This window comes from Pseudonocardia sp. Ae717_Ps2, assembly GCF_001932475.1.
Classification (GTDB): domain Bacteria; phylum Actinomycetota; class Actinomycetes; order Mycobacteriales; family Pseudonocardiaceae; genus Pseudonocardia.
The window spans coordinates 13,662-33,090 of the sequence record NZ_MCIS01000005.1 but is presented as its reverse complement, the minus strand read 5'-3'; the positions used below and the strand labels follow the sequence as shown (position 1 = coordinate 33,090).

23 protein-coding genes are annotated in these 19,429 nt (G+C 67.1%); 16 read left to right on the top strand and 7 right to left on the bottom strand.

Annotated features, from left to right (window positions below; all coding sequences use genetic code 11):
* Positions 1 to 300: 300 nt before the first annotated feature.
* Positions 301 to 798: a hypothetical protein gene (locus Ae717Ps2_RS30535; RefSeq protein WP_075334523.1), complete on the bottom strand. Its 498-nt coding sequence runs from the start codon at positions 796 to 798 to the stop codon at positions 301 to 303.
* Between the two features lie 253 nt (positions 799 to 1,051).
* Here Ae717Ps2_RS30535 and Ae717Ps2_RS30530 point away from each other — a divergent pair, with 253 nt between their 5' ends.
* The 5 genes from Ae717Ps2_RS30530 to Ae717Ps2_RS37585 all read left to right on the top strand — a co-directional run bounded on the left by Ae717Ps2_RS30530 (position 1,052) and on the right by Ae717Ps2_RS37585 (position 4,104).
* Complete coding sequence (locus Ae717Ps2_RS30530) at positions 1,052 to 1,309, top strand: type II toxin-antitoxin system Phd/YefM family antitoxin (RefSeq protein ID WP_083702655.1); 258 nt, start codon at positions 1,052 to 1,054, stop codon at positions 1,307 to 1,309.
* Positions 1,310 to 1,312: 3 nt separating this feature from the next.
* On the top strand, positions 1,313 to 1,597 hold the full coding sequence (locus tag Ae717Ps2_RS30525; protein ID WP_083702647.1) for a type II toxin-antitoxin system RelE/ParE family toxin: 285 nt from the start codon (positions 1,313 to 1,315) through the stop codon (positions 1,595 to 1,597).
* Between the two features lie 138 nt (positions 1,598 to 1,735).
* Positions 1,736 to 2,245 (top strand): hypothetical protein, encoded by a 510-nt coding sequence (locus Ae717Ps2_RS36675; protein WP_143510689.1) that lies wholly within the window; start codon positions 1,736 to 1,738, stop codon positions 2,243 to 2,245.
* A 36-nt stretch (positions 2,246 to 2,281) separates the two neighbouring features.
* Positions 2,282 to 3,259, top strand: coding sequence for a hypothetical protein (locus tag Ae717Ps2_RS36670; protein ID WP_143510687.1), 978 nt, complete (start codon positions 2,282 to 2,284; stop codon positions 3,257 to 3,259).
* A gap of 668 nt (positions 3,260 to 3,927) precedes the next feature.
* Positions 3,928 to 4,104 carry a hypothetical protein gene (locus Ae717Ps2_RS37585; RefSeq protein ID WP_158071582.1) on the top strand — a complete coding sequence of 59 codons (177 nt, stop codon included), beginning with the start codon at positions 3,928 to 3,930 and terminating at the stop codon, positions 4,102 to 4,104.
* Between the two features lie 847 nt (positions 4,105 to 4,951).
* Here Ae717Ps2_RS37585 and Ae717Ps2_RS30515 read toward each other — a convergent pair.
* Positions 4,952 to 5,509 carry a DUF3800 domain-containing protein gene (locus tag Ae717Ps2_RS30515; protein WP_233147842.1) on the bottom strand — a complete coding sequence of 186 codons (558 nt, stop codon included), beginning with the start codon at positions 5,507 to 5,509 and terminating at the stop codon, positions 4,952 to 4,954.
* A gap of 517 nt (positions 5,510 to 6,026) precedes the next feature.
* On the opposite strand from Ae717Ps2_RS30515, the gene Ae717Ps2_RS37580 reads away from it, so the two are divergent.
* From Ae717Ps2_RS37580 to Ae717Ps2_RS30500, 3 genes are all read left to right on the top strand, one after another.
* On the top strand, positions 6,027 to 6,167 hold the full coding sequence (locus tag Ae717Ps2_RS37580) for a hypothetical protein (RefSeq protein ID WP_158071581.1): 141 nt from the start codon (positions 6,027 to 6,029) through the stop codon (positions 6,165 to 6,167).
* Between the two features lie 17 nt (positions 6,168 to 6,184).
* The gene (locus tag Ae717Ps2_RS30505) at positions 6,185 to 6,796 is read left to right on the top strand and encodes a hypothetical protein (protein ID WP_143510684.1); all 612 of its coding nucleotides are present in this window, start codon (positions 6,185 to 6,187) and stop codon (positions 6,794 to 6,796) included.
* Between the two features lie 367 nt (positions 6,797 to 7,163).
* Positions 7,164 to 7,355 (top strand): ribbon-helix-helix domain-containing protein, encoded by a 192-nt coding sequence (locus Ae717Ps2_RS30500; RefSeq protein WP_075334517.1) that lies wholly within the window; start codon positions 7,164 to 7,166, stop codon positions 7,353 to 7,355.
* Positions 7,356 to 8,276: 921 nt separating this feature from the next.
* On the opposite strand, the gene Ae717Ps2_RS30495 is transcribed toward Ae717Ps2_RS30500, so the two are convergent.
* Complete coding sequence (locus Ae717Ps2_RS30495) at positions 8,277 to 9,161, bottom strand: IS3 family transposase (RefSeq protein ID WP_075333032.1); 885 nt, start codon at positions 9,159 to 9,161, stop codon at positions 8,277 to 8,279.
* Positions 9,158 to 9,445 carry a transposase gene (locus Ae717Ps2_RS38590; protein ID WP_075333031.1) on the bottom strand — a complete coding sequence of 96 codons (288 nt, stop codon included), beginning with the start codon at positions 9,443 to 9,445 and terminating at the stop codon, positions 9,158 to 9,160. Before Ae717Ps2_RS38590 ends, Ae717Ps2_RS30495 begins: the two co-directional genes overlap by 4 nt.
* Before the next feature lie 414 nt (positions 9,446 to 9,859).
* Here Ae717Ps2_RS38590 and Ae717Ps2_RS30485 point away from each other — a divergent pair, with 414 nt between their 5' ends.
* Positions 9,860 to 11,059, top strand: a complete 1,200-nt coding sequence (locus tag Ae717Ps2_RS30485) for an IS701 family transposase (RefSeq protein WP_075332982.1) — start codon at positions 9,860 to 9,862, stop codon at positions 11,057 to 11,059.
* Positions 11,060 to 11,134: 75 nt separating this feature from the next.
* Here Ae717Ps2_RS30485 and Ae717Ps2_RS37575 read toward each other — a convergent pair whose 3' ends face one another.
* Entirely contained in the window at positions 11,135 to 11,467 is a 333-nt protein-coding gene (locus tag Ae717Ps2_RS37575) for a hypothetical protein (protein WP_158071580.1), read from the bottom strand.
* 77 nt (positions 11,468 to 11,544) lie between these two features.
* On the opposite strand from Ae717Ps2_RS37575, the gene Ae717Ps2_RS38585 reads away from it, so the two are divergent.
* Positions 11,545 to 11,832: a transposase gene (locus Ae717Ps2_RS38585; RefSeq protein ID WP_075333031.1), complete on the top strand. Its 288-nt coding sequence runs from the start codon at positions 11,545 to 11,547 to the stop codon at positions 11,830 to 11,832.
* Positions 11,829 to 12,713 carry an IS3 family transposase gene (locus tag Ae717Ps2_RS30470; RefSeq protein WP_075333032.1) on the top strand — a complete coding sequence of 295 codons (885 nt, stop codon included), beginning with the start codon at positions 11,829 to 11,831 and terminating at the stop codon, positions 12,711 to 12,713. Before Ae717Ps2_RS38585 ends, Ae717Ps2_RS30470 begins: the two co-directional genes overlap by 4 nt.
* Positions 12,714 to 13,046: 333 nt before the next feature.
* Here the strand turns inward: Ae717Ps2_RS30470 and Ae717Ps2_RS30465 are convergent, their stop codons facing one another.
* Both Ae717Ps2_RS30465 and Ae717Ps2_RS39545 read right to left on the bottom strand, forming a co-directional pair.
* Positions 13,047 to 15,146 carry a transposase gene (locus Ae717Ps2_RS30465; protein ID WP_233147841.1) on the bottom strand — a complete coding sequence of 700 codons (2,100 nt, stop codon included), beginning with the start codon at positions 15,144 to 15,146 and terminating at the stop codon, positions 13,047 to 13,049.
* Positions 15,147 to 15,158: 12 nt separating this feature from the next.
* Positions 15,159 to 16,160, bottom strand: coding sequence for a DUF4158 domain-containing protein (locus Ae717Ps2_RS39545; RefSeq protein WP_233147840.1), 1,002 nt, complete (start codon positions 16,158 to 16,160; stop codon positions 15,159 to 15,161).
* A gap of 248 nt (positions 16,161 to 16,408) precedes the next feature.
* Here Ae717Ps2_RS39545 and Ae717Ps2_RS30460 point away from each other — a divergent pair, with 248 nt between their 5' ends.
* From Ae717Ps2_RS30460 to Ae717Ps2_RS36660, 5 genes are all read left to right on the top strand, one after another.
* Complete coding sequence (locus Ae717Ps2_RS30460; protein WP_075334515.1) at positions 16,409 to 16,723, top strand: hypothetical protein; 315 nt, start codon at positions 16,409 to 16,411, stop codon at positions 16,721 to 16,723.
* Between the two features lie 295 nt (positions 16,724 to 17,018).
* Positions 17,019 to 17,339 carry a hypothetical protein gene (locus Ae717Ps2_RS30455; protein WP_075334514.1) on the top strand — a complete coding sequence of 107 codons (321 nt, stop codon included), beginning with the start codon at positions 17,019 to 17,021 and terminating at the stop codon, positions 17,337 to 17,339.
* Between the two features lie 124 nt (positions 17,340 to 17,463).
* Entirely contained in the window at positions 17,464 to 18,078 is a 615-nt protein-coding gene (locus Ae717Ps2_RS30450; RefSeq protein ID WP_075313283.1) for a ParA family protein, read from the top strand.
* Positions 18,079 to 18,206: 128 nt separating this feature from the next.
* Entirely contained in the window at positions 18,207 to 18,398 is a 192-nt protein-coding gene (locus tag Ae717Ps2_RS30445) for a hypothetical protein (protein WP_075313251.1), read from the top strand.
* A gap of 571 nt (positions 18,399 to 18,969) precedes the next feature.
* The gene (locus tag Ae717Ps2_RS36660; protein ID WP_139319254.1) at positions 18,970 to 19,401 is read left to right on the top strand and encodes a hypothetical protein; all 432 of its coding nucleotides are present in this window, start codon (positions 18,970 to 18,972) and stop codon (positions 19,399 to 19,401) included.
* Positions 19,402 to 19,429: the final 28 nt, after the last annotated feature.

The following is a 19,429-nucleotide window of genomic DNA, read 5'->3' as shown; positions in this document are numbered from 1 at the left end:
GCACCAGCTCGGCCGGGTTTCGGCCGTACATCGCCGTCCAGGGCGTGCGGTACTGCACCGCGTGCTCGCCGCGGCCGTCGCTGGGGTGCCAGGTCGACACGGACACCACGAGAACTCCACAGCTGTTGCAGGAGCCGATCGCGGCGGACATGCGCTCCCCGGGCCGCAGCGGCTCGTCGAGGTGGCCCCACTCGACCGCGCTCAGAGTCAGGCGAGTGTCCTCAGGGGGTGGGTCGACCGGGCCGGAACCGACCAGGCCGTGGACATGTGCACCGGGGTGGGTACAGGGGTCGGCGGCGGTCATCGTGCGCTCCTGGTCGTCGTGCCGGTCGTGCGGGGCGGGGCCGGGTAGGCGACTCCCCAGCGTTCATGGGCGGCTTGGCGAGTGATGCCGGCGGCGTTGCCGATGAGGGTCCAGGACGCTCCGGACGCGCGGGCGGTGGCCACCGCCTGGTCGAGTGTCTCGCGCGCGTCGGCGAGTTCCTGCGCGGCGTCGTGCACGGCCAGGCCGGGCAGCACGGCGTGGAGGTGTTCGAACCATTCTCCGTAGGCTCCGTGGCCGGTCGCGAATCCGGCCACCTCGTCCGGGGCGATGCTCGACGTCCAGCCCCGGAACGCCGACCGTGGCCAGAACTGCGTGCCGCGCCATCCGCACTCACACGCCGCGCGCCACCCGCTCACCCGGATCCGGATCGGCTCGGTGTGCACGCTGGTCTCGGTGCCGTCGTCGAGCACGGCCGCCGGATAGCCCTCGTGCTCGCAGGCCGGGGCGTAGTCGGTGTCGTGAACCCATCCCACTCCGTCAAGCTACCCTGACAGTAGGTGCCGTGTAAAAAGCACTGCCGCTAGCTGTCGCAAGCGGCAGCAAGCACTCCGGCGCGCGTCGATCGAACATAATGCGCATTCTCGGCTCGCCCCACCTGGGCAAACACGACCCGCTGGCGTTATCGACGCTGCAAGCACCTGAAATGTCCGATTATCCGCTCTTCGTTGGATGATCATCCACCCGCGCGGACTAGACACTGCAATGATCAAAATGTACATTTTGTGCATGACTGCTGCGGAGATGTCGTCGACCGAGGCGCGGAACCACTTCGCCGACGTGGTGGGCCGCGCTCAGCATGCCGGTGTCACGACCGCGATCACCAGCCACGGCAAGCGGGTCGCGGCGATCGTCCCGGCCGAGGTCCTGGACTTGCTCGACGAGCTGGAGGACCGAGCTCTGTCCCGCATGGCTCGCGAGGCCAAGGCCGAGGCCGGCGGGACCGTCGATCACGCCACCCTCCTTGCCGAGTTCGACCAGCACTGAGCCGTGCCCGACGCTCCCCACTGGCACATCACCTGGTCCGCTCCGGCGAGCAAGGCCCTGCGCAAGCTCGACCCGCAGGTCGCCCGCCGCATCCTGACCGCGGTGAGCAGACTTGCCGACGACCCGCGCCCAGCTCCGCCGACCGGGAAGCCGCTCAAAGGTGAGCCCGGGACCTGGCGGCTCAAGATCGGCGACTGGCGCGTGCTCTACGAGCCCCAGGACGAGCAGCTCGTCGTCTTGGTCCTGACTCTCGGGCACCGGCGTGAGGTCTACGACCGCCTCGCATGATCCGGGCGAGACGGTCACCCTAACGACCACTCGCACGAGTGACATCTGCTACTCGAATAGCGGTATCCGTTATCGCCACAATCCCCAAAACTGCCTAACTGCGATCATGCAATAGGTGGTTCTAAACTGGGGGTTATCATGCAGGGCTGGCGCAGGAAACTGACCATCGTCATGGCAGCCGCATTCGCTGTGCCGTTTCTGGCGTCTGCACCAGCTCACGCGGCACCACCGCCAAGCAGCCCCAGTCCAATGCAGTGCATTAACGAGTTCACCAACAATCCGAACTACGTCGGCGACGGCTGGGTCGGAGGGTTGGTGGCAACAGCATCTGGCGCAGTGGGTGAGGCTTCCCTGTTCTGCGGGGATGAGCTGAGCGGCGTGGTGCACATCGCGCATCCGGAAAGCACTGGAACCGTCCACCCCGTTTTTGAGGACGACGAGGATCTTTTCACGACCTGCTGGCGAAACACCATCGAGTTTGGCACGCCAGTTCCGGACGGGAACGGCCGTACTGAGATCACGTGGAAGCGTAACGCGAATGTGACGGGGGTTGTCATTATCGACGACGCCCGACGTTTCACATACACTCATTACACTGAGGGGGCCCGCAGTAACAACTGGTTCAGCTGTTCCGTGCTTCAAGGGTGATGCCCGATTCGGGCAGTATTCTGGTACCCTGTCGTAGTGACTTCCGGATACGCGATGAAGCCGAACATCCTATCTTTCCTGGGAGAAAATATCGTCGTCGTTGACGACGTCCAGCCGGTCGCTGCGCTGATCTCCGTGACGGGCGAGGTGCTCGACTGTTGCAGCTGGAAGTCGCTGGTTGTCCAGCCCTCGTCGTGGACGGCATGGCCTCATAGGATCCTGTTTACGAATCGGAACGGTGACGGAGTCCTCGTTCAGGAGCGCAACTGCGACGCCACGATCCAGCTAGAGGTCAGTGAGTCGAACAGGCTGGTTGCCACACTCGCTCCGGCCGGCAGTCTCGAATCAGCCACGGCAGTCGCACGCGGCCGATACTCGATTCCCCGGCCGAACGATGCGCATGAGGCAGACGGGTGGGACCTGCGCGTCGCAGAAGAAGGAGGAGTCTGGCAGACGTCACTTCGCGACCTGACGAGTCAAACTGAAGGTCGGCGACCGCTCGAAATACACCGGACAGGTGCTGCGGTCGCGCTACTCACCACGAGCGATCACGCTTTTTCCGCTATCCGGGTAGCGACGAAACGCCCGTGGACATTCGACGCTCGTCACGAGCTGCTGCATCTAGACCGTACAAGCGGACACAGCACGACTGTCTCACTGCCAGATATCGAACTCAGTGACGCGTGGTCTCCATTGTTTCCCGACCAGCTCAGGAGTCCTGAGCTGATGACTGCCATTAAACAGGCCGTGTTGGACTGCTCAGAGCTCACGTCAAGGGGAGCCTTCGATGTTGCAGTCCGCCTGGATGAAATGGACACCCCCACTCCGCGTGTCGTGGTGCAGTTCAAGCTTCCAGGGCGTTCCGAGATTTTCGAGCGAGAAGACCGGCCTTTCAATCATCTGGGCTTGCACACCGGTGGACTCGCGGGGCTCTCGATCTTCTTCGGAGAAGACCTAGACGGCGATCTCCTAGAGCGCCACGTCGCAGGGCCCGGCGAAGTGGTCCGCCTGTAATCTCGCTGCTCCCGGTGGTGTCGCTGGAAGCTGGAAGGTGGCGTGGGCCGACGTGCGCCGGCCTCGGAGAAGTAGACGCACGACCTTGAGGGCCTCTGCAGGCGATGGTTGCTCCGACAGCTGCCGGGAGGTAGAATCTCCGTTGCCTTTTGGGGCGTGTAAACGCATACGTAGCGTCGACACTGCCCCCGCCATCCCCTACATCGCGTAGCGATGGGACGCCCGTGACGGCAACCGCGCGTGGTGATCTCGGACACATTTGACAGGGTTGTGTGCAGCCTTCGGCGAGGTGCGTTCGCCTTACCAGCGAGCCCCGAGCGGTAGCCACTGAAAGCGGGCGACGGGCCGGTGGGCGGCGATGAGCGGTACCTCAGACCTCTTGTCGCTGACGCAACGTGTCTGGCTCACGGCTCTACGTGATGGTCTCGCCTGCCTACTCGTAGCTGCACCGTGTCGCCTCTGAGGCGACGACACGGGCCAGGCCGTAGTTGCGGTGCCGGAATGGCCGGGGTGTGCCCGTAAGCTCCTTTGGTGAGCGGACTCAACGCTGAGTCTGGTCGTGCGGGGACTCGTCTCCCCTCCTGATCGCCTGTGGGCCAGACCGGCCTAGCCGGGCGCTGGCACCCACATCCCCGATCCGGGGCCCCGGGTGACGACAGGAGGCCACCGTGATCGATCACGGCCCGGAGAAGGATCGCCCCGCCGATGGCTCGCGCAAGCTCGTCGCGTGCTTCGACGCCGTACTGCCCCCGCTAACACTGTTGGCGGAGACGCAGAACAGCGCCAGCACGATGACGGTGCTGGCGCTGTTCCTCATCCTGAGGGTGCTGGCGGAGATGCTTTAGGAGGCTGAGACCGCCGGCCCCTGATGGGCCCGGGGAGTCCGGAGCTGGGTCGCAACCAGCGAGGGGCTCCCCGGTTCTATTTCTTGGTTCTAGCGTACGAACAACGACGATTGCTTGCTCTCGTCGTTCGTTGCCACGTTCGAGAGTCAAGCACAGTAGCTGCGTACCTGGGCGAAGCGACCAGCGCGCCGAGACCTCCGATTTGTTCACCCGATCGAGTGTGATGTGGGCCATGTCACCAACTCTGACCTGCTCAGATTCCCCGCGGAGCAGTGACGGGCATCACTCCGTGACGTGGCCCGGCGCATAGCTGTGACTTGCATCACATCAGCGTTGGGTGCGGCCGAATGCTGACCATCGGATAGGCCAAGCAGGCTAGCAAGATGGCTCTGTTCGGTGGGCACCGTTGGAGCGGGGTTCCGCCTAGTCACTCTCCGTGAGAGTGAGTGTCGGGGGTCGGAGGTAGTGTCCGTCGGTTTGGCACCAGCCGGGCTGCCTGCGAGCCCGATCGATCCCAACTGGGCTTGGCTGAACCAGTCTGTGACGGGCGTCGACGGCGTGATGCTCCAGGCCGTGCGTGGGGCTCGGGCTGGGGCTGCGAGCGACGCGGGGACGGGACGGCTCCGGAGACTCTGGCTGCGATCGTCGCCGCTGTAGGCAAGTCCTGATCGTCGGTTCGCGGCACGGCGTCCGGTCCGGGTGATAGATGCTGCCCGCAGCAGCGCCAGTAACTGTTAGAGTTGCTGGCAGCAAGGCACCGTGGGTGCTGAGCGAGTCGCAAGGCCGTGTGACCTGGGGCAGACCGGGAGCACGGCCTTACGCATGTCTGGGGCGGTCTCGCCCGGCTTCAGCAGGAAACTTCGAACACCTGTACTAGAGACCCCAAGATCTCCCTATAGATGCCGACTCCCTCACGGTCCGCGCGTACGGCGCCGGCGACGATGTCGGCCACCCAGAACAGCGGCTCTGCCGCGCCTCGTTGGTGGTCCACTCGCAGCCGTGTGTCCTTGGGTAAGTCGTACCGGGTGTCGGTCACGAGCTGGACGTCGTCTCGGTCGAGCTTGTCCTGGCGGGCTTCCATCATGAGCTGTGTGACGCCCACGCCGTGGAGTTCGTAGACCAGGCGGCGCAGGCTCGCCCTACGGGCACGCTCCTGCTTCTTACGCGGGACAGGCGTGCCGATCGTGACCAGATGGACGCCGGGCAGCCTGGCGACACTCTGAGCTGCCCTCGTCTGCTGCCGGGCGTCCATCTCGTTCCAGTGCAGCTTGTCGGTGCGCCGGCCCCCTCGCAGCCCGAGCATCGTCTGCCGGGCGCCCTCGGAGTCGCGGTCGAACACCGCCGCGGCCAAGACGTAGAACCCGGCAGTCGGGTGCTCGTGGAACGACTCATCCACGTATGCCACCAACCCGACCATAAAGCGCCACCTTAGGAGGAGGCCTCGACGGGGAGAGCGCCCCACTGCCCGGCTGGCCGCTGAGTACTAGCAGTCGAGCGGCTCTAGAGATCTGATCTGCGCTCGGCTGGGCTGTTGTCTGCTGTCATCTGCGATAGTCTGAAGCTACTGAGATCAGGCAACTGCTGAAAGCAGCAAGTCAGTAGCCGACTGATCTCGGTACCAGCGGGGCGACGACCCGACCCAACCGGATCGCCGTCCCTTGACCCTCACCACCTAGGAAGTGGAGACGGCCCATGCCTGATTCTGCACAGCTACCCGTCGTGCGGCCCATCGTGGTCGAGGGCAGGGTGGTTGCCCTACGTTCGCACCGGATCGAGGACTCGCCGCTGTACGGGCGGACGCGGCTCACCGGCCGGATCGTCACCGATCCCGAGGAGGTCGCAGAGATCGGTGCTTGCGTGTCCTACGGGAAGCGTCCGTGGATCATTCGGCTCCTGACCCCCACCCCGAAGGGGTGGCGACAGTGAGCAGTGGTCGGCTCCCGTGGCTGGAGTGCTCGGAGTGCGGCATCGCGTTCCGATTCGACGAGAGCCCGGCGCTCGCGCTGTGCGCGGAGTGCGCCAGCTGGCTCGACTGGATCGCCGGGGAGGTGGTCTGCGAGTGAAGCGCCTTTGTCAGACGGTGTTGGTCGGCGCCGCGATTCTGTGCGCGCTGGTGCTGTCGTCGTCGTCCACGTTCGCGCTCGCCGCGCGGGTCGGAGTACCTGGCTGGGCACACCCGTTCGCCGTGGGATTGCTGGAAGTCGTTGCCGTGGCCGGAACGTGGATCTGGATGACCGACCCGCGACTGCGACTGGAAGCCGCGGCTGCGGTCGGGATGGCCTCCACGGTGACCGGCATCGGCGGTGTCGCCGCGTACGGCTGGTTCGGGATCGTCGCACCGCTCGGCCTGATCGTGACCGTGCACTTGATCGCCCGAGCCTGGACCGAGTCGACGCCACTCACGGAGGCAATATCAGTAGTTCCGGCATCTACGGAAATTCAGGTGACTACTGAGGATCAGGTCTCTACTGAGATCACGGCAGGGCAGATTGCTATCGGCTACCTCGACGATGTGACCGAGCAGCATCGGGCAGGTGAGGGCGCCGAGTCGGTGGAGGACGTGGAGCTGGCCGGAGTGCGCCGGATCGTCGCGCGCGGGCGCGGCCGGGGCACCGTGGCCGCCGAGTTGGGTGTCACGCCCGCCAGGGCCCGTGTCCTGATCGACCGGGTCCGGAAGGAGTCGGCGGCATGAAGCGCGGTGGCGGGTAGTAGCCCCGCCACGGCTGTGTCTGTGTGGTCATCCCGTCGCATCGGCGGGCTCTGCCCGACCAGGCCGGGTGGTTGGAGGCAACCACGGGTTTCGGTTGCGTCCGGCCGCCCGGCCTGGTTGCCCTTGGTGGCGTCGATGCGACGGGATGACCACACCCGCCTGCACTCCCTCATCCTGGAGCTGAGGCCCTCCCCGGAGGGGCCGCCGGAGGCAGAGGGTTCCGGTAGTCGAAACCGTTTCGTCCGGCGCGTCGCGCGACGACGGCCCCCGTGATCGGCTATGACTACGGACCATGACTGATTCGCCACGGAAAGGCGGCCGTAAGCATCTGGGCGAGCGGCGCCCGACGATGGTGCGTCTGCGCGAAGACCTCTGGGAGGCGGTTCAGGAGATCGCGCAGCGGGAGGGCCTGCCGGTGTCGGCAGTGATCACCCGCATGGTCGCAGAATCGCTGGATCGTCCGGTGCCGGACTACTGCCAGCCGAAGACCGCCGCGGTGCGTTCGACTCAGGAGGAGCTGCCGGTGCCTCAGGCGTCCTAGACACAGGAACGGGGTGGCCCTTGCCGGGGCCACCCCGTGATTCCTTGCGCGTCACGTGGCCTGCCAGCCGCCGTGACGCCGTAGCCCCGGCGAACCGGGGCGATTCCCTCTCCCAGCCAAAGAGAAGGGGCGCTTTCGCGTGCCCGAGTCTAGCCGAGCCGTTTCTACTACGCACGTACCCGCGCGGCCGGGGCAGTCTTGCGCGTCGAGCAGGAGCCCGTGGAGTCGCCGGTCCGAGTATGGCCGGCGGCGTGCTGCGCGCCGGGTTGCGGCGGGCCGGTTCGCGGTGCACCCCGGGTGGCGCGGCCGTGTGCCGGCGGGTCATGTGGTCGTCGTCGATCAGGTCTGTGCTCGTGAGCTCATCGACCGGGCGGTGGACGCCGAGCTGTGGCGCGCCGATCGACGCCGTATCGCTACGGCGGTTCTGCGGACGCTGGTCGAGGCGATGGACTGGCGCAGTGGGCTGATCACCGGGACGACGCGTGCGACGGCGGCTGAGCGGGCCGGAGCGAGCCTGCGGACAGTCAGTCGGGTGATCGCGTGGGCGACTCGAGTCGGGGTCTTGGTCTGTGTCGAGCGCGGCGCTACGGCGCAGTTCCTCGGTACTCGCGTCAACCGGGCTCCGGCGTACGTCGTGACGAGTGTGGTCGGGATGCCGCTGCCGCGTCCTCGGCGAGTGGCAGACGGCCAGGGTGTGGAGCAAATTGGCAACCCCCCCCGCATCTTGCGTAAGCACTCAACCCCTTGCACGCGAGGGCCGAAGCAACGCACCACGACAAACCCAGCCGTGGCCACACCGAGACCAGACAAGGACCGGGGCCGAGCGACGAGCAGCGACCGCGACGGTGCTCGACCGGATCGGGCTCAGCGGTCACGTCCCCCTCTGGAAGGTGGAGTGTTCCCGATTTCTTTGACGCCGGTTTAGGCTGCCAAGTCGGTTATTTTCCTGAATCCTAGCTCGTATTCGGTGGGTGTCAAGTATCCGAGGGTGGAGTGCCGTCTGCGACGGTTGTAGTAGCTCTCGATCCACGCGAATGTCTGCTGTCGGACCTCGGTGACGTCGTTCCATGGCCGGGTGTGGATGAGTTCTTTCTTGTAGCTGGCGAAGAACGACTCGGCGACGGCGTTGTCGAAGCAGGTGGCGCGTCGGCCCATCGATCGGGCCACATTGTTGGCGGCGCAGAAGTCGGTGAACTCCCGGCTCGTGTATTGCGTCCCGCGGTCGCTGTGCATGATCACTCCGGCTGGTGGGCGGCGGGTGAGCAGGGCGGCGGCGAGGGCCTCGATGATCAGGTTGGTGCGCAGGTGGTCGGCCACGGCGTAGCCGACGACCTTGCGGGAGTGCAGGTCGATCACGGTGGCGAGGTAGGCCCAGCCGTCGACCGTCTGGATGTAGGTGATGTCGCCGCACCAGCGGGTGTCGGGAGCCTCGGCGGTGAAGTCACGCCCGATCAGGTCCGGGGCGTCGATCGGGCGTAGACCTGCGACGGTCGTCTTGCGCCAGGTGTGAGGGTGGCGGCCTTGCAGGCCGGCGGCGCGCATGAGCCGCCAGACCCGCTTGCGGGCGGTCCGGTGGCCGCGAGCGACCAGCTCGGCCCACACCCGGCGCACGCCGGGGTCACCGCGCAGGTCGTGGTGGATCTCTCGGATCGTGTCGGTGAGCTCGGCGTCGGTGCGTTCCCGCTGGCTGGGTCCGGTCTTGAGCCACCGGTAGTAGCCCTGTCGGGCCACGCCGAGCTGGGCGCACATGAACGTGACCGGATACTCGCCCTCGGTTGCCCAGTCCGCGATCGCCGCGTATTTCACGGCTGTTCTTTCGCGAACCAGGTCGCTACTTTTTTTGCGAAGTCCCGCTCCATTCGCAGGGTCGTGTTCTCCTTGCGGAGCCGTTCCAGCTCGGCCCGCTCCGGTTCGGACAGGTCCGTGTCCGGGACCTGCCCGGATTCGCGTGCTTTCTTCACCCACTTGCCTAACGTCATCTCGTGGACGCCGATACTCTTCGCTACCTCGGCGATTGTTCGGCCGGAATCGAGGACAAGACTGACGGCCTGGTCCTTATACTCCTGGGTGAAATGGCGGCGTGTCGCCACGCGATCCCCTCCGCTGCGATCAGCGGCAGTCTACGACCGGTGTCTACAAGATCGGGAACGGTCCAGGCCGACAACATGTCCCACACGCTCGGCCGCAGCCGGGTGTCCTCCTCGATCCGCTGGCCGAGTACCAGCCCATGACCATTCACCCGGTCCGCCGCCACCAACGGTGTGTGGTTGCGCTGGCCCCGCCGTCGCGCGGACCGCGACCGGTGCCGGGTCTGGCGACTCTCGAACCGCTCACCGCGCTCCTGGCTACGCCCCGACCGGCGCGTGGTCTCCACGCTCCACCAGCCGATCCACGCCAGGACCAGCCCCGCCAGGATCTCCAGCACCAGCGTGTCCGCTAGTACTGCAACGGCAGTTCGGCGTGTGGTGAGAGGCTGACGGCCGTTCGGCGGTGATGATCACCGCGTGGTTGATCTTGCCGGGTGGGTGGCCTCGTTGGATGCGGTGGTGGAGCTGATCTCTGGCCGTTTCCGCAGGGTCGAGCCGCGCCGGCGGGTCGGAACCTACCTGCGAGGCCTGCTCGCGGGGCTCGAGCGGAAGAACGGCTGGACCCTCGCCGAACACGCCGGGGCGATGTCGCCGGACGGGATGCAGCGGCTGCTGCGCACCGCGGACTGGGACGTCGACGGGGTCCGCGACGACCTGCGCGGCTACGTCCTGCAACATCTCACCGACACCGCGTCGGGGGTGTTCATCGTGGACGAGACCGGGTTCATCAAGAAGGGCCTGTGTTCGGCCGGGGTGCAGCGCCAGTACACCGGCACCAGCGGGAAGATCGACAACTGTCAGCTCGGTGTGTTCCTGGCCTACGCCTCGAAGCGGGGGCGGGCGTTGATCGACCGGGAGCTCTACCTGCCGACCTCGTGGACCGAGGACCGCGAACGCTGCGAGCGCGCGGATGTCCCCGATGACGTCGAGTTCGCCACGAAACCGCAGCTGGGGACGGCGATGCTGGCCCGCACGTACGCCGCTGGGGCACTCACGTCCGGGTCGTGGGTGACCGCGGACGAGGTCTACGGGCAGAACCCGGGCTTTCGCGACTGGCTCACCGAGCGGGAGATCCCGTTCGTGTTGGCCACCCGCAATGACGACATGCTCACCAGCCCGGACGGGAATCGTCGCCCGGCCAAGGCCCTGGCCACGATCGCCGGGGCGCGTGATCTCGACACCGGGCACGACGGGTGGGAGCGCCGCGCGATCGGGCCGGGCGCGCACGGGATGCGGGTCTATGACTGGACCGCGGTTGCGCTGGCCATCGACGGCCTCCCGGCGGGTTGGGGGCACTGGCTGCTGGTGCGCCGCCAGACCGAGCCCGCAGAGGGCAAGACCATCCGTGAGCTGGCGTTCTACCGCTGCGCCGCCCCGGCGAACACGCCGCTGCGCGACCTCGTTCGAGTCGCCGGGGCGCGGTGGGCGATTGAGGAATGCTTCCAGACCGCGAAGAACGAGGCCGGCCTCGACCACTACCAAGTCCGCTCCTACCGAGCCTGGCACGCCCACATCACCCTGGCCATGCTCACCGCGGCCTACCTCGCCGTCACCCGCGCCGCCGAACACGCACGCGAGGCCGAAAAGGGGGATCCTCAGCCAGCCGGCGCGCATTGATTCAGCTGTCGGGCAACGAGATCCGCCGTCTCCTCGCCGCGCTCGCCTTCACCCCGCTCACCTGCATCGACCACGTCATGCACTGGTCGACCTGGCGCCGTGAACGCCAACAACAGGCCCGCGACTGCCACTACCGCCGACGCGGCGAACGACCCCCGAGCTGATCAACTGCCGTTGCAGTACTAGCCCGCCCCAGTCCCCACCGACGACCCGCTCGTAACCGGTGCGCCACGCCTCGATCGGCGACCGCACCAGCGCCCCGGCCAGCACGCACACCAGCCACACCAGCACCAGGTTCCGGATGCGGGAGGCGGGCCAGCCCATCCACCACACCCACCACATCACCAGCCCGGCCACCACCAGGGCAGGCCCCGACAGCACCAGCACCGCCACCCCGAACCCGACCACGACGCCCCACAGTGGACCGTTCCCGATCTTGTAGACACCGGTCGTAGACTGCCGCTGATCGCAGCGGAGGGGATCGCGTGGCGACACGCCGCCATTTCACCCAGGAGTATAAGGACCAGGCCGTCAGTCTTGTCCTCGATTCCGGCCGAACAATCGCCGAGGTAGCGAAGAGTATCGGCGTCCACGAGATGACGTTAGGCAAGTGGGTGAAGAAAGCACGCGAATCCGGGCAGGTCCCGGACACGGACCTGTCCGAACCGGAGCGGGCCGAGCTGGAACGGCTCCGCAAGGAGAACACGACCCTGCGAATGGAGCGGGACTTCGCAAAAAAAGTAGCGACCTGGTTCGCGAAAGAACAGCCGTGAAATACGCGGCGATCGCGGACTGGGCAACCGAGGGCGAGTATCCGGTCACGTTCATGTGCGCCCAGCTCGGCGTGGCCCGACAGGGCTACTACCGGTGGCTCAAGACCGGACCCAGCCAGCGGGAACGCACCGACGCCGAGCTCACCGACACGATCCGAGAGATCCACCACGACCTGCGCGGTGACCCCGGCGTGCGCCGGGTGTGGGCCGAGCTGGTCGCTCGCGGCCACCGGACCGCCCGCAAGCGGGTCTGGCGGCTCATGCGCGCCGCCGGCCTGCAAGGCCGCCACCCTCACACCTGGCGCAAGACGACCGTCGCAGGTCTACGCCCGATCGACGCCCCGGACCTGATCGGGCGTGACTTCACCGCCGAGGCTCCCGACACCCGCTGGTGCGGCGACATCACCTACATCCAGACGGTCGACGGCTGGGCCTACCTCGCCACCGTGATCGACCTGCACTCCCGCAAGGTCGTCGGCTACGCCGTGGCCGACCACCTGCGCACCAACCTGATCATCGAGGCCCTCGCCGCCGCCCTGCTCACCCGCCGCCCACCAGCCGGAGTGATCATGCACAGCGACCGCGGGACGCAATACACGAGCCGGGAGTTCACCGACTTCTGCGCCGCCAACAATGTGGCCCGATCGATGGGCCGACGCGCCACCTGCTTCGACAACGCCGTCGCCGAGTCGTTCTTCGCCAGCTACAAGAAAGAACTCATCCACACCCGGCCATGGAACGACGTCACCGAGGTCCGACAGCAGACATTCGCGTGGATCGAGAGCTACTACAACCGTCGCAGACGGCACTCCACCCTCGGATACTTGACACCCACCGAATACGAGCTAGGATTCAGGAAAATAACCGACTTGGCAGCCTAAACCGGCGTCAAAGAAATCGGGAACACTCCAGACCGTCGGTCCGCCGACCTTGCCGGCGCCGGGCGGGCGCTGACGGTTCTCCAGCTTCGTCACGGTCGCCGCCATCGCCGAACCTCCCTCCTGATCGACCTACCGGATAACCTGCACGAGTCGCGCACCGGGCGGCAACACATTCACCCAGCTCGCCGATCCCTGTTGTTGATCAGTCTACCGCATAATGGTCCGTTATCCGGTAGGTTGGCGATGGTGGCGGATCTTGTCGGTACCTGCTGACGATCAACGTCCTCGCCCTACTGGAGCGAGAAACCGTGCCGCGACCAGCAGTGATCCGAGCTACGCGGCCGGGCCGCCGGGGAATAGTGCGCGGGGTTCCAGGTCCAGCCGGGTGGTCGGCGTCGCGTCGGGCGGGTCGAGGTCGAGCACTAGGTCGCCGAGCCGCCGGATCGTGTGCGTGATGTACGGGGTGATGGTGGCCAGGTCGTCGTGGTCGACCGGGTGGCCCTCGGCGGCCAGCGAGTTCGCCGCGTCTGTGATATCCAGGGCCGTCGAGTAGATGGCGCAGTTGGCCATCAGCTCGTTGAACTTGACCACCAGTTCCTGGTGGTCCGGATCGTTGTGGCCGATGAGCTGGCCGCCGACCATCAGCCATTCCGAGTAGCCGTGGAACGCCTCGGCTTTGTTGGTGATCGCGGTGATCTGCTCCCGCAGCTCGGGTTCGGACAGGTACCGCAACAGCGTCACCGTGCGGATAACCCTGCCCAGCTCCCGGAACGCCCGGTACAGCCGGTTCTTGCGGGAGTGATTGCCCAGCCGGCGCAGCAGCGTCACCGAGGACACCCGGCCTTCGCGGATGGAGATCGCGGTGCGCAGCAGGTCGGTCCAGTGCTTCTCGATCAGCTCCCAGTCGATCGCGTTGTCGCCGAACAGCGCGTCAATGTGCTGGTAGCGGGTGCGCGGATCGGGCCGGTAGAAGATCAGGTCGTGCCAGTTCCTGATCCTGGGCAGAAGCTCGAAGCCCAGCAGCGTGGCCAGTCCGAATACCGACAGGGACTGGCCCTGGGTATTGGCGTGGATCGTGTCGGGCTGGATGTCGGAGTCGTTCTTGAGCAGCCCTTCGATGATGTAGACCGCCTCCCACACGCCACACGGGATGAAATGGGAGAACAAGGCGATGTAGGAGTCGGCGACGTGACGCATGGCGATGCCGCCGTAACCTCCGTAGCGGATGTGCGACTCGGCCAGCAGGTTGTTCTCCCAGGTGTCGACCTGCGAGCCGTCGACGGCGACCACCTGGCCGTCGCCCCAGATCCCGGCCACGTCCAGCTTCGCGAACTCGTTGATCACATCGGTGGAGCCTCGGTAGACCTTGGTGGGGTCGGAGTGCTTGTTGCCGGCCGTGTAGATCTCGTGCACGGAGACCTTGCCGCGCATGTGCCGGGCGACCTCGGCCGGGCCCAGGTTGGTGCCGTAGGCGTAGGTCGTGGTGACGTAGCGGCCGAGCGTGTCGCGGATCTTCGGGTCCGACCCCGAGGCTGGCCCGAAGTGCCGGTGCCAGCCGGTCAGGTACGCGGTGCGGGTCAGGATGTCCAGCAGGCTGCGTTCGGGCAGCCGCTGGTGGATCGCCGCTTCCAGCGTGATCGCCGAGGGTCGCCGGTCGGCGCCCTTGCGGCGCTTGAGCACCGGCCGCTCGCCGTCCAGGACCAGGTCGGTGTTCGCCGGGAAACCGGCGTCCACTGTCGCGGCGGTGCGGGTCAGCTCGTGCCGGTAGTGCGCCACCAGCGCGGCCGCGTCGATCGGGATACCGGCCTGAGCGCAGAAGTCCGCGGCCAGCAGCTGGCACTCGTCCCAGGTCATGAGCTGGGCGTGCAGGTTGGCGTAGGAGTCCGAGCCGGCGACCGCGATGTCCCCGGAGCGCAGCTCGGCGGCCAGGTAGGAGAACACGCAGACCTCCAGGTGTCGCCGCGCGAGCATCCCGGGTCGCTGCTTGTCGCGCAGCACCTTGTGCCAGGCGTCGCTGGCGAAGGCGTCCGCATCGACGCTGACCGTCGTCGGCGGTTGCCCATCCACCTCGACCGTGATGGTCTCCGGTATCCAGTCACTGCGCCGGTCGCGGACCGCGCGGATGAACTCGACCGCGTCCAGCACGCTGCGATCAGCGCTGGTGGCCTCCAGCTCGATCGCGTCGACCAGGGTGAACAGCACCGGCCGGTGCGAACGGTAGAACCGCTCCAGCAGCGGCAGGTAGTTGTTGCCGTGGTAGGCCGACACCGCCTCGGCCGCGGTGGCCAGTGCGTCGATCTCGCCGGCGTCGGCCAGAGTCTTGAGAACCAGGCGGCCAGTGCGTTCCTCCACGCCCTCGACCGGCTGGCCCGGCTCGCTGGGGTCGGCTGGCATGCTGGCTTCGCGGGCGGCGGCCACGACGTCGCCGAGCACGCCGATGAGTCGTTAGGTCTCGGCGCGGTTAGCGGACTGGATCTCAGCCAGACGCTCGCGGCCCTTCTTGTGCAGCGCGGCGAGACGCTTGCAGAACATGGTCACCACCTCGTCGCGGGCCGAGGTGCGGCACTCGTGAACGAGGCTGATCAGCAGCGTCAGCCGCTTGTCGTCGTTGAGGACCTTCCGCATGTCGGCGGCGTCGGTCACCCGCGCCTCGCCGGCGAAGTGCGCGACCTTGCCCGGTGGGATGCCGTCGAGCCACAGCTCGGTCGGACCGAGCGCGTCTAACGCGGCCAGGCGCGCCAGGCGGTCCTTGAACTTGCCCAGCGTCGCGGCGCCGGCGGAGTCCTTCAGCCGGTCGAACTCGCTGCGGCGGGTCGCCGGATCGACCCACAGCAGGCGTTTCAGCCGGGCACGTTGCATCCGGTCCGGCCGGGCCGCGACCCTGCTGAACAGACCGGTGTTGACCTCGGTGCGGATCGAGGCGGTCATCGCGTCCAGCGTGGTGTAGCCGGGCAGCTCGCAGCTTTGGCGCACCAGTTCGTCCAGCGCCACGTTGATCAGGTCGGCCGGGTTGTCCTTGGACTGCACCGCCTTGCGGATCGCCGACTCGGCGACCTCGCGCACGTTAGCCGGCGTGTACTTCACGCCCAACCGCGCGCGCACGAAGTCCCGGTGCCGCCACAGCGTCCGGTCTGACTCGTACACGGCCTCGACGGCTTCAGCCAACTCCAGCTTGCTGCGGACGCAGTCGACCACCACCGGCGGAACGGCGACCAGCTTCGGGAAGTACCCCAACCGCTGGTAGCACTTCAGCAGCACCACCAGCGCCAAGAAGTGCTGGTCCGTGGTGGTCTTCGTCCGCGCCCAACCGGCCTCGTCCGGCGTGGGAGTGAACGCCTCGGCCAGCTCCCGCGCCGACACCACCCTCTTGAACCGCGGATACGCGGTCCGATCAATCGACGCCACCCAGAAACCCCGGAAGATCACCTCGTAGGACGTGATCACCATAGCCGCACGGCGGCCCGCAGCGGTGTCAGTGCCGTTGATCAGCGCCTACCGGAGAGTCGACGGCAGGTTTCTGGCGTATTCCGGTCCCACCCCCTGTGCGGGCGGACCTATGCCGAGTGGGGCCGGTCGCGCTGGGAGATCCAGCGCGCCTGGCGCACTCGGCACGCCTACCGGCGTCGGTGATCAGCGAAACGCGGAAACCGCTCGCGTGCGATGCTGATCGGGCTCGGCACGTGACGAGATCCGAGATGGAGGGCGCGATGCTGTCGCTTGTGGGCGTCGTGCTGATCGCGGTCGGGGTGATCCTGCTGCTGCGTGCGGCGAGCATCGTCATGCGCGATGACGGGAATTTCGTCGCGATGTTGACGGTCAGTCCCGGGTCGGTGCGTCCGCCGTCGCGGCCGTGGAGCGTTCGGACCCGGCAATGGCTCCGGGCGCGGGGAGAGCGGGGCAACCCCCGCCAGGGGCCGACGATCATCGAGGACCAGATTCGTCAGCTCCCTGCACCGATGGCCGCCCCCGAGATCGCGGATTGGATGGCGCGGTGGAGGGGCCGTCGATGACTGAGCCCAGGTCCGCCTCAGATCGGGCGGGTAGGCGTGGAGTCGAGGCGGTGGCGTGATCCGGAGGGAGCGGCGGACTGGTGGCGGCTGTCTCAAACCGGTGTTGCTGGCGGGGGTCGGTCTGCTGTTCGTCATGAGCGGCTGCCTGGCGATCCAGTCCAGTGCCGCGGTCAGCGGTCCGACAGGGGCTCCGAACCCGTCCAGGCAGCCGGTCGCTGGTCCGCCGGCACAACCGCCACCACCACGGGCCGCGACCTGGACCGGGACACTGCGCATCACTGACCCTGGCGTCAACATGAGCGAGCAACCGCCGAAGGTCGACACGATCGGCGGCACGTCGACCGTGCGGTTCGACTCCGGCGACGGCACCCTTGCGGTGGACGGCGGTGGGCCGGCCGCGCTGTGGACCGAGGAGCGCGACCCGACATACGAAGAGTGCGTCGCCCAGCTCGGGGTGCAGGCGTTGGGCCGCCGGGAGATCCAGAGCATCCCGTACGTCCGGGGCCAGGGCTTGTGTGTGGTGACCTTTGCCGATCGAGCGGTGGCGTTCGTCCGGGGTGTGAGCGCGGTGGACGGAGACGCCGTGCAGATGCGTGCTGTTCGCTGGCCCCACTGAGCCGTCGCGAGAGCGCCTGTCACGCTGGCCCTGAGAAGCCTGATCTGCTGAACTACTGCACTAACTGAGCCACTGCACTACCTGAGTCACCTGAACCCTGGGAGTTGGCGTGATCCTCATCGTCATGAATCTGAAGGGCGGGAGCACCAAGACGACCAGCTCGGCGTTCCTCGCTCACGCCCTGGCCGAGAACGGCCACCGCGTCCTGATCATCGACGCCGACCCGCAGGCCAGCATCACCCGCTGGGCCGAGATGGCGGAATGGAGCATCCCCGTGCGGGGCATGGCCACAGGGCGGCTGCACGTCCCCGGCGTCGGGGTGGACCTCGAAGCCGGCGACTACGACGCCGTCGTCATCGACACCCCGCCCACCGAGAAGGAACGAGGCATCGTCGAGTCAGCGATCCGCGCCGCCACCCACGTCCTGGTCCCCCTGGCCCCGTCCTCGGCCGAGGTGGAGCGGATGCCCGTGGTGAAGGAGCTGATCGACGACCTAGCACACCTAGGTCGACATGAGACTCCGCCGCAGGCAGCGGCGATGTTCACCCGGACCAACCCCCGCGCCGTGGCCAACGCCGAGTACCGGGAGCTGTTGGAGTCCGAGGGCTGGCGGGTGTTGCGGTCGCACGTCTCCCAGCTTCAACGGTTCGCGCAGTCGTTCGGCGGGCCGATCGAGCGGGCGGCAGCCACGGCCTACGGGGACGCACTCACCGAGCTGACGGGGACCTCGATCCGATGAGCGACGCTAGAAGCCGGGCCCGATCACTGCGGGACCGCTCAGAGAAGGCCGCAGCGGCCGAATCAGCGGCCGCAGAGAAGGCCCAGCCGCGACCGGCCCCCGACAGCGACCGGAAGGTCCGCCAGACCGTGGACCTCACCCAGGCCAATCACAAGGCACTAGCGACGTGGCGACTCGACACAGCGGTGACGCTGGGCCGGACGCGGCTCACCACCCAAGACGTACTGCGGGCCGCCGTCGACGTGCTGCTCGCCGACGAGGCCACAGCCCGCCGAGTACGAATCCGGCTCGAAGAGATCCAAGACGCCGAGGAGCGCTGAGCGATGGTGCGTAAACCCTGGCCGTGGCGAAAAGGCGCCAGAACGCCACAGGACGACGACGCGACCGCGCCGGCGGCCGCTACCGAGCGAGCCAGCGGCATGTACAAAGCGCTGAGTGAGTTGGGCGTCGGTCCGCTCAACGCGGAGCAGCGGCGGATGGTGATCGCGCCAGCGAACGCCCGAGCAGTGTTCTCCGATCATCCGGCGGTAGGCCTCGGAGCGCGCAACGATGCCACCGTTGAGGGGGGCTGTCCCAGCCTCGCGGGTTGTGTACTGCCACCGGCGGACCACGAACGCCCCAGCCGCCAGCCCTACCGCGATCATGCCGACGTACCCCACTGGTCCGTACTGATCTAGCCCGGACGTCCCCGGAGCTCGAGACCGGCCGACAGTGGACGACGCTCACCCAGAGGGCCACCTATCTTTCGGCGGCGCCCGGGTCCACACAGCACGGAAGCCTCTTCGCTCGAGTGCTCGTCTTGGCAGAGCAGATCGCGGGCCACGACACGGTGCGACCTCACGGTTGCAGGCTGCGCGGCGTGTCGACTATCCGAGCTTCAGAATATGGACCATGATGCCTCCCATGCCGAGGAGATCATCAGGCCGCGCGAAGGGACGCCCCTCGAAGGGCTCCCGCGTTGTGATCTTTCCTCGACTGCCGCTCGCGGTCGAGGCAGCGCTCAAAGACCTTGCCGCACGGCGAGGCCTGACCTGGTCCGAGGTCGGAGCAGATCTCGTCTCACAAGGATTGCAGCGGGTCTCTGAGCTGCCAGCGACGCTTCCCGCGCGTTACACCGCGGCCGACAGCTCCGCTCTGACTGTGCGGATCCCGGTTGCCGACAACGTGCAGGTGCGTGCCCTCGCGCGCGACCTGGACCGGAACCTCTCGATCGTGAGTGGCGCCCTAATCGAGATCGGGCTTCGGCACGCCTTCGAGATGCCGGGCCAGATCCCCGTGCAGTACATGACGACACAGGAGCGGCCGCTGACCAAGGCCTCCTAACGAGATCGAGGCGGCCCCCTAGCCCGGG

Bases quoted from the DNA above. Each gene is read 5' to 3' on its own strand.
- Ae717Ps2_RS30530 (WP_083702655.1), top strand. From the start codon at position 1,052: ATGACTGCTGCGGAGATGTCGTCGACCGAGGCGCGGAACCACTTCGCC.
- Ae717Ps2_RS36675 (WP_143510689.1), top strand. From the start codon at position 1,736: ATGCAGGGCTGGCGCAGGAAACTGACCATCGTCATGGCAGCCGCATTC.
- Ae717Ps2_RS30500 (WP_075334517.1), top strand. From the start codon at position 7,164: ATGGTGCGTCTGCGCGAAGACCTCTGGGAGGCGGTTCAGGAGATCGCG.
- Ae717Ps2_RS39545 (WP_233147840.1), bottom strand. From the start codon at position 16,160: ATGGTGATCACGTCCTACGAGGTGATCTTCCGGGGTTTCTGGGTGGCG.
- Ae717Ps2_RS30460 (WP_075334515.1), top strand. From the start codon at position 16,409: ATGGAGGGCGCGATGCTGTCGCTTGTGGGCGTCGTGCTGATCGCGGTC.
- Ae717Ps2_RS30455 (WP_075334514.1), top strand. From the start codon at position 17,019: ATGAGCGAGCAACCGCCGAAGGTCGACACGATCGGCGGCACGTCGACC.
- Ae717Ps2_RS30450 (WP_075313283.1), top strand. From the start codon at position 17,464: ATGAATCTGAAGGGCGGGAGCACCAAGACGACCAGCTCGGCGTTCCTC.
- Ae717Ps2_RS36660 (WP_139319254.1), top strand. From the start codon at position 18,970: ATGATGCCTCCCATGCCGAGGAGATCATCAGGCCGCGCGAAGGGACGC.